This window comes from Corynebacterium sp. KPL2825 (genome assembly GCF_037908445.1).
GTDB classification, from domain to species: domain Bacteria; phylum Actinomycetota; class Actinomycetes; order Mycobacteriales; family Mycobacteriaceae; genus Corynebacterium; species Corynebacterium kefirresidentii.
In genome coordinates, this window is the sequence record NZ_JBBMGI010000018.1 from 21,473 (window position 1) to 28,209 (window position 6,737).

Consider the following 6,737-nt stretch of genomic DNA (forward strand, 5'->3'; position numbering starts at 1 on the left):
GTATCGACGTGTTTAGAACGTCGTTGACTCGCAAGGCGGCATCAGCCAAGGCTGGTGCCGCTTTAGCCGTATGTATGCTCGCCTTGACCGCCACCGCGTGCAGTAACAGCGAGAGTGATAGCGGCGCGCTTGCCGACGCCCCTTCGGGATTAACAGACACCAACCGCGACGTCCCACCAGAAATCAATGAGTTTCTAGAAGGCGATGAGGGGCGCTCTGTTACCTATATTCGGCTGCATGATGGCATGCATATGGGTTCTGCCTCGGAGCACGAGGCTCGCCCGGCGCTCAGCCTCATCAAGCTCTATATCGCCACCTACGTCATGGAAAAGGGCGAGTACGAAGATAAGTATGAGGCGCTGGATATGATCGCTAGCTCCTCCGATAAGTCTGCCGAAGACCTCTTTGAAAAATACCCAGAGTCCATCGACACCATTGCCGATGAATTCAAGTTGGAATCTACCAAAGCCGGCGAGAAATGGGGTTACTCGCAGACCTCTACGTATGACGTTGCCAGCTTCATTTCGCAGCTCATCGAGCGCGATGAAACCCACCCAGTGCTCGTAGCCATGGCTCATGCCGATCCCATCTCTGAGGATGGCTACCGCCAGGACTATGGCACCGCAAAGCTCTCTAACGTGGTGGGAAGCAAGTGGGGCTGGTCCAATGATAAGTCCATCAACTCTTCCGTCTCTTTTGGTGAGAACTTTGTAGCCGCTGCCTCGATCAATGGCTCGTCCGATGAGCTTACTGACTATGTAAAAGATGAGGTCACCGGAAAGAGCCTGGGCAAGGCCACCGAGCGCTTCCTCAAGTACAAAGACGGCGAGGACGTCCCACCGATTGAAACCACTACCTCGGAGACCTCCACGACTTCGTCTAGCAAGAAGGATAAGGACGAAAAACCCAGCACAGGGAAGAAGGATAAATCCGCGTCGAAGGAACCTACCAGCGAGTCCACCAAGTCCGAGAAGAAAGATAAAGGCAGCTCCGATAAGAAGTCCACAGATAAAAAGAAAGGCTCAGAGAAAACCTCCGAGCCCTTTAAAAAGTAGTACTACCTCGCCTTAGCAACCGTTTCTGCGACGATCTTCGCTAGCTGACGAATCTGGTCGTTGCTCAACGTTTTGCCATTGAAAGTTACGCCATCCGCAGTTACCTGCGGTAGCTCTGGCAGCTCTGGGTGCTTGCTCTGTAGCTGCGAGCTCAACTGATTTACCAGGTCGGACGAGCCATTGCTCGGCGCCGTGGCCTGCGGCTGAGTCTTTGGCTGTGGTTTCTTAGTGGCTGGCTTTTTCGCCGGTGCAGGTGCTGCGGACTTGCCCGGTGTCCACTGTCCCCAGTCATCGGCGTAGACCTCGTTAACGTCTACGATGACGCCGCCGATGGTCTGCTGTTTGCCGTGCGGCAGCTGGTGAATAGTGGTGCGCGGGTGAATCTTTCCGTTAGAGCCCCAGTCATGCATCCAGAAATACTTGCCGATGTCATCCTGGATTGCCCACTCGATGGTGTTGTAATTGCCGTAGACACCTGTCTGGTAGCCGGCCAGCTCCAGCGTCTTGGAAAACGCCTGCAGGTATGGGCGGATTTGGCGGGTGTACTGCTCGCGGGTGGGGTTATCGTCGATAGCAATGTAGATAGGGCGGTTGGTTGGGCCGCCTGCCTTCTTGTGCAGCGCAATCGCCTTCGGTGCGTGAATTGCAGCACCTGCTGCGCCCTGCTTCCAATCCGCGGTCTCCGCGCGGCCAAACTGGTAAACGGAAGCGGTAGGCAGGCCTGCTGCCGCATTGGCCTTGGTCTCTTTCAGGGTTACCGGCTTGCCGGCCATCCACGCTGCGTCTGGGCGTTTGTCGGAGACGTACCGAATCGCACCCATATGGCCGGCCTTTTTAATCGCCTGCGGGGAAGGGACACCGGCAGAGTAATCGATGATGGTGCCGCGTATCGGTCCGAGCGCCGCCGCATTAGGAACGGCAGCGCCGATAGCGCCCGCGGTCAAGGCGAGGGCACCGACCTTAAAGAGGCCGCGACGGGAGAAAGATGGTGACATGTTGAGCTCCTGCAGTAATCACATTTGTCACAGTAGTTAACAACTGCACCATAGCAGGAGGTCTAAAGCCCCAGAGGCAGCGAAAGCGCATGTCGCGCATTTACTTCGTAGTGCTATTTCGAGTCATTGCCAAACAACACTCGTGTGGGATTCTCAACCGTGCGCGACACCGTGCAGTCCTTCTCATGGGAGATGCGAATCAGATTGTCCACCAGCTCGCGTGCTTGGTTACCCTCGGACGTATCTGGGAAAGAAAGATTGAACCCCACGCGAACCTCCGACAGGCGCGATGCACCATCCTCGTTTACGCGGTCGCCTTCTACATGCACATCAAAAGACTCCGGCTCAGCGCGCCGGGAGGTCACCACGTCCACGTCTACTGCGGAGCACCCCGCAACGGCCGCAAGCAAGAGTTCAACAGGGGAGAGGAGCCCCTCGCCACTGCCAAACTCAATGCTTGCTCCCGCGGAATTGGTAGCTCGGTATAGGGCGGTGTCGAGGCGGGTGAGGTCTACGGCGTAGTGTTTAGTACTTTCACTCATGACTTAGAGCTTAAGCAAGAAGCGAGAAACGCAGAAGGAAATGGCGGTGAGGATCGTTCGATGGTCAACGGTCCTCGCTTCTTGTGGTCAATATGAGCATAGGATCTTGTTCCAGAAAGCGGGGCAGCTGTCATGGAAAACGAGATCACAGTGAAACCGCCGAGTTGTTAAAAGTTCGCGGAACGTGACGAATTAAAAAATCAAGGGCGGCGAAAAGTGAATCCAAACCGATTGTCCCAATGCGGGTTTGTGGTCCGCAGTGGTGCGGAATATGGTTCCAGATTCATGAGTGGCGGTAACGGAGTAGTGGTCGCCTTCGAAAATTGCGGAGTCCACTATTGCTGGAACCGTGGTGCCTAGATAGTCTTCGTCCACAATCTTTGCGTGGTGCGGCAAGATAGCGGCTTTAGTACCTTCCTCTCGCACGGTTACTTGGCTCAGAGGCCATGAAACACCAAGCGTGGGACACTCGACGCAGCCTCCTGTAGTGGTGGTTTGAACAATTGTCGCGTCCGAAATAAACGCCGCGACCGCCGGGCTAGCAGGATTTTCCAGCAGCTGTTGCGGGGTAGCGATTTGTTGGATTTCGCCGCCGTCTAGGACCACGACTCTATCTGCAATTGCCAGCGCTTCGGCGCGATCGTGGGTCACGTGCACCGTGGTTAGACGTTGTTTTTCCGTCAGCGCCACTAGTTCGCGACGCAAATTATCGCGCAATGGTTCGTCAAGAGCTGAAAGAGCCTCATCCAGTAACAAAAGTTTGGGACTTGCGACGATCGCTCTGGCAAGAGCCACGCGCTGGCGCTGTCCGCCAGAAAGACTGTTCGGAGACCGGTCTTCGAATCCCGGCAGCCCTACGAGGGCCAAAGTTTTAGAAATGTGCTCTTCGCGTTTAGCCTTAGATACTTTCGCTCGGCGTAGCGGATAGCCAACATTCTCTTTAACAGACATGTGTGGCCAAATCGCGTGCTGTTGGAAAACCATACCAATGCCGCGCTCTTCGGGAGGAGTTGAAGTCATCTGTCTGCCATCGATGTCGAGCTCGCCCGATGATGGGGAAATAAAACCAGCGATGGTGCGAAGGAGGGTGGATTTACCGGAGCCTGACGGTCCTACAAGTGCGATGAGTTCTCCTGGCTCGATGGAGAGGTTGATATCGCGTAGGCCAGTGGTGCCGTCCGGAAAAGTGACCGAGAGGTGTGAAGTTGCAATTTTCGCCATTTTAAGTCCTTACCTTAGGGGACTGAATAGTCAGCGCGAGGGCAACGATGCCGACGATCGCGAAGAGTAGGGATAGAGCCGATGCCTGGTTATAATTTCCCGCCTGCTGAAGATTGAACACTTGGACGCCCAGCGTTGTCGTCCCGGGAGCGACAAGTAGTACGGAAATAGTTAGCTCTCGAATCGCAGTCACCGCCACTAGAACTGCGCCGGAAATCGCCGCTGGAATGCTCATTGCACCGACGGTTGAAAAGAGCGCCTTGAGGGGCGTGGCACCAGAAATGCGCGCTGCTTCTTCTATTGTGGTCGGGGTACTTATTAAAGGAGCACGCACGGATTGAACAACGAGTGCGGTAAATGCGCAGACGTAGGCAATAAGTATTATCCAAATCGTGTTATACAACCCCGTATAACGTCCGGCGATAAGCCAGGCTACACCGATGATGAGTCCTGGCAGGGCGCTCGGTAACAGCGTAGAAAGCATTAGAAGCGTATTTCCCCGTGCATGGGTCCGGGAAACTAATATTCCGATGACCCAGCCAAGAATGCCGCAGATTAACGCTGCGGTTATTGAGAGAAGTGCGGAATTGGTTAGCCCGTCGATGACGCGCGGGTTGGACAAAGCATTGGTGAAGTTCGCCAGCGAAATGGTTTCTAATGTAAACGGAATCCCAGGGGCTGGTAGCAATGCGCGGTAGGCCAAACCGAGGATTGGGCCAATGGAAATGACTAGTCCGCACACCCACATGATGATTGTGACCGGCCAACGCGCTGAATGCAGCGAAAAGCGCGCCGGGCTACCGGAGTCATGGGAAGAAGGTGAGTTTCTTAATGAGGTGAGATAGTCCATGATGACGGCGCCGATTCCCAAGAACAAGAGAACAACTCCGATGGTGGAGACTACCTGCAGGGGGTTGGATACGGTGCCAGAATCGATGAACCGGTAAATCATCGTTGCCAGGGTTTCGAACCTAGCTGGCGAGCCGATAATCGCGGGAATCCCGAAATCGGCAAGATTAGCAATTGCCGTGAGGGTAAACGCTGACAACAACGCAGGGCGAAGGAGGGGAAGGGTGACCGTACGCAGAACCGTTATTACGGAAGCTCCTGATACACGGGCGGCGAGTTCAAAATCTGGTGAGATTGAGCGCAGGCCCGATGAAATGATTACGTATGCTGTGGGAAAAGAGTGGATAGTCATCAGCGCAATGACCCCATCTGCGCCGTAGATATTCCAAAGTTCGAACCCAATGAGTCTATTTAAACCTTGATTCGGACCGAAGAGCTGAGTCCAGGCAATCGCTCCGATAAAAGGGGGAACCAAGAGGGGCGAAAGTAGGAAGAGCCGCAGTACCGAAGAGCCATAGATATCTGTGCGGTCTATTGCGATGGCAATAACGGTTCCAATGATGACGGCAGCAAGCGCCGAAAGCGCCGTGGTGAAAAGCGAATTCCATGTAGCAATGCTGAGCCCTTGTTCCAGAAGGGTGGGAATTTGGTTTCCTCCCAGTGCGAGGGAGACAACCAGGACCAAAGGCGTAATGAACAGACCAACAGCGATGAACCACACACCAACGCGCAGCGCGGATACGGAGGGATTTTTCAACAAGTGAGCCATCAAGAACTAGGAGGGATTAGAACAGACGGGGACTAGGAAGAAACTGCTTTTTGAAAAGCTTCGACGGCGGCGTTTTTATCCTTGGTAATTTTCTCTAGGTCTTGGTCCATGAGTTCAATGTCTTCAAGTTCTGGGGTGGCTGCTGGAGTTCCCACGTCCTTGCGCACTGGAAGATACGACTGCTCGACTGCGATTTTTTGTGCCTTTTTCGAAAGTAGGAAGTTGATGTACTTTTGTGCTGCTTCTTGTTTTTTGGAATCTTTGAATACACCCGCAGGTTCAGAAATATACGGTGCTCCCTCGGAAGGGTAGGAAAGAGCGACAGGGGAACCCTTGTCCGCTAGGTCTCGCACTAGATAATCGACGACTACACCTACGGGCCGTGACCCGGAGGCGATTTCTTGGGAAGTGGGACCATTGGACTCTGCGATCATCGGGGAGTTCTGGCCGAGATCTTCGAGCCAAGTTTCGCCGAGATCTGAATTGTTCTTCCACGCCGAGGCATTGAATGCCGCCGCGCCAGAGACCGCCGGGTTCGGCATGATGAGTTTGTCCTTATATTTCGGATCAGTTAGATCTGCCCACGACCTCGGGGCTTCGCCTTCTGCAAGTTCGTCGGTGTTATAGGCAATTACCGTAGGGATAATGCGCGTACCGACATAAAAATTCTCGTCGTCCTTGGCTTCGTCGATGATGTTGTTGGAATCAACATTGGCAAGCTGGATGAGGTCACCATCGTCGGCATAGTTTTCAAAGGTAGGTGCATCGGCTGCCCAGAAAACATCCGCTTGGATGTCACCAGATTTTTTCTCTGAAGATATGCGTGCGTTCAAATCTCCGGTGCCCGCGCGGTACACCTTGACCTCGATATCAGGAAACTCTTCATTGAAGGCCGCATTGATCTCATCGACCTTTTCTTCCGGCTCTGAGGTGTAGACGGTGATCGAAGTTGAACCGCTTTCTGCCTGCGTATCTTCATTCTTGGATGTAGGCTCACCGCACGAGGTAAGAAGTACAGTTGAAGCAAGAACTACAGCAGTAAGAGAAGAGTGCCTAGGCTTCATTTGGGGAATTTCCTCCAGAGAGAGTAGTGATCAGGAGTCTTTATCTAACTGTTCCGAAGTTAAGGAAACTTGGGATCGACGTGAATTCGCAGTTAATTTTTGACTCCCTGAGCGGGTGATTTGGAGGGCGGCGCGGTTAAAAATCCTCATACAAGACTGAATGAAAGGCGGAATCAAGCGGTGGATGCGCCACGCTTGAATAGTTCGTTAAGTATTTCACGTGGGGTTGCGCCGCCGAGGAT

Annotated in this window: 6 protein-coding genes; 1 reads left to right on the forward strand and 5 read right to left on the reverse strand. The window is 53.7% G+C overall.

Features of this window, described 5'->3' with window-relative positions; genetic code table 11:
* Nucleotides 1-8: 8 nt before the first annotated feature.
* Complete coding sequence (locus tag WMQ00_RS11755) at nt 9-1,055, forward strand: hypothetical protein (RefSeq protein ID WP_023022006.1); 1,047 nt, start codon at nt 9-11, stop codon at nt 1,053-1,055.
* 2 nt (nt 1,056-1,057) lie between these two features.
* Here the strand turns inward: WMQ00_RS11755 and WMQ00_RS11760 are convergent, their stop codons facing one another.
* The 5 genes from WMQ00_RS11760 to WMQ00_RS11780 form a co-directional block, all read right to left on the reverse strand.
* The gene (locus tag WMQ00_RS11760; protein WP_023022005.1) at nt 1,058-2,050 is read right to left on the reverse strand and encodes a DUF1906 domain-containing protein; all 993 of its coding nucleotides are present in this window, start codon (nt 2,048-2,050) and stop codon (nt 1,058-1,060) included.
* A gap of 113 nt (nt 2,051-2,163) precedes the next feature.
* Nucleotides 2,164-2,592, reverse strand: coding sequence for an OsmC family protein (locus WMQ00_RS11765; RefSeq protein ID WP_023022004.1), 429 nt, complete (start codon nt 2,590-2,592; stop codon nt 2,164-2,166).
* Nucleotides 2,593-2,784: 192 nt separating this feature from the next.
* Nucleotides 2,785-3,813, reverse strand: a complete 1,029-nt coding sequence (locus WMQ00_RS11770; protein ID WP_316328275.1) for an ABC transporter ATP-binding protein — start codon at nt 3,811-3,813, stop codon at nt 2,785-2,787.
* A 1-nt stretch (nt 3,814) separates the two neighbouring features.
* Nucleotides 3,815-5,431 (reverse strand): ABC transporter permease, encoded by a 1,617-nt coding sequence (locus WMQ00_RS11775; RefSeq protein WP_023027830.1) that lies wholly within the window; start codon nt 5,429-5,431, stop codon nt 3,815-3,817.
* A gap of 32 nt (nt 5,432-5,463) precedes the next feature.
* Nucleotides 5,464-6,495, reverse strand: a complete 1,032-nt coding sequence (locus WMQ00_RS11780) for an ABC transporter substrate-binding protein (protein ID WP_316328279.1) — start codon at nt 6,493-6,495, stop codon at nt 5,464-5,466.
* Nucleotides 6,496-6,737: the final 242 nt, after the last annotated feature.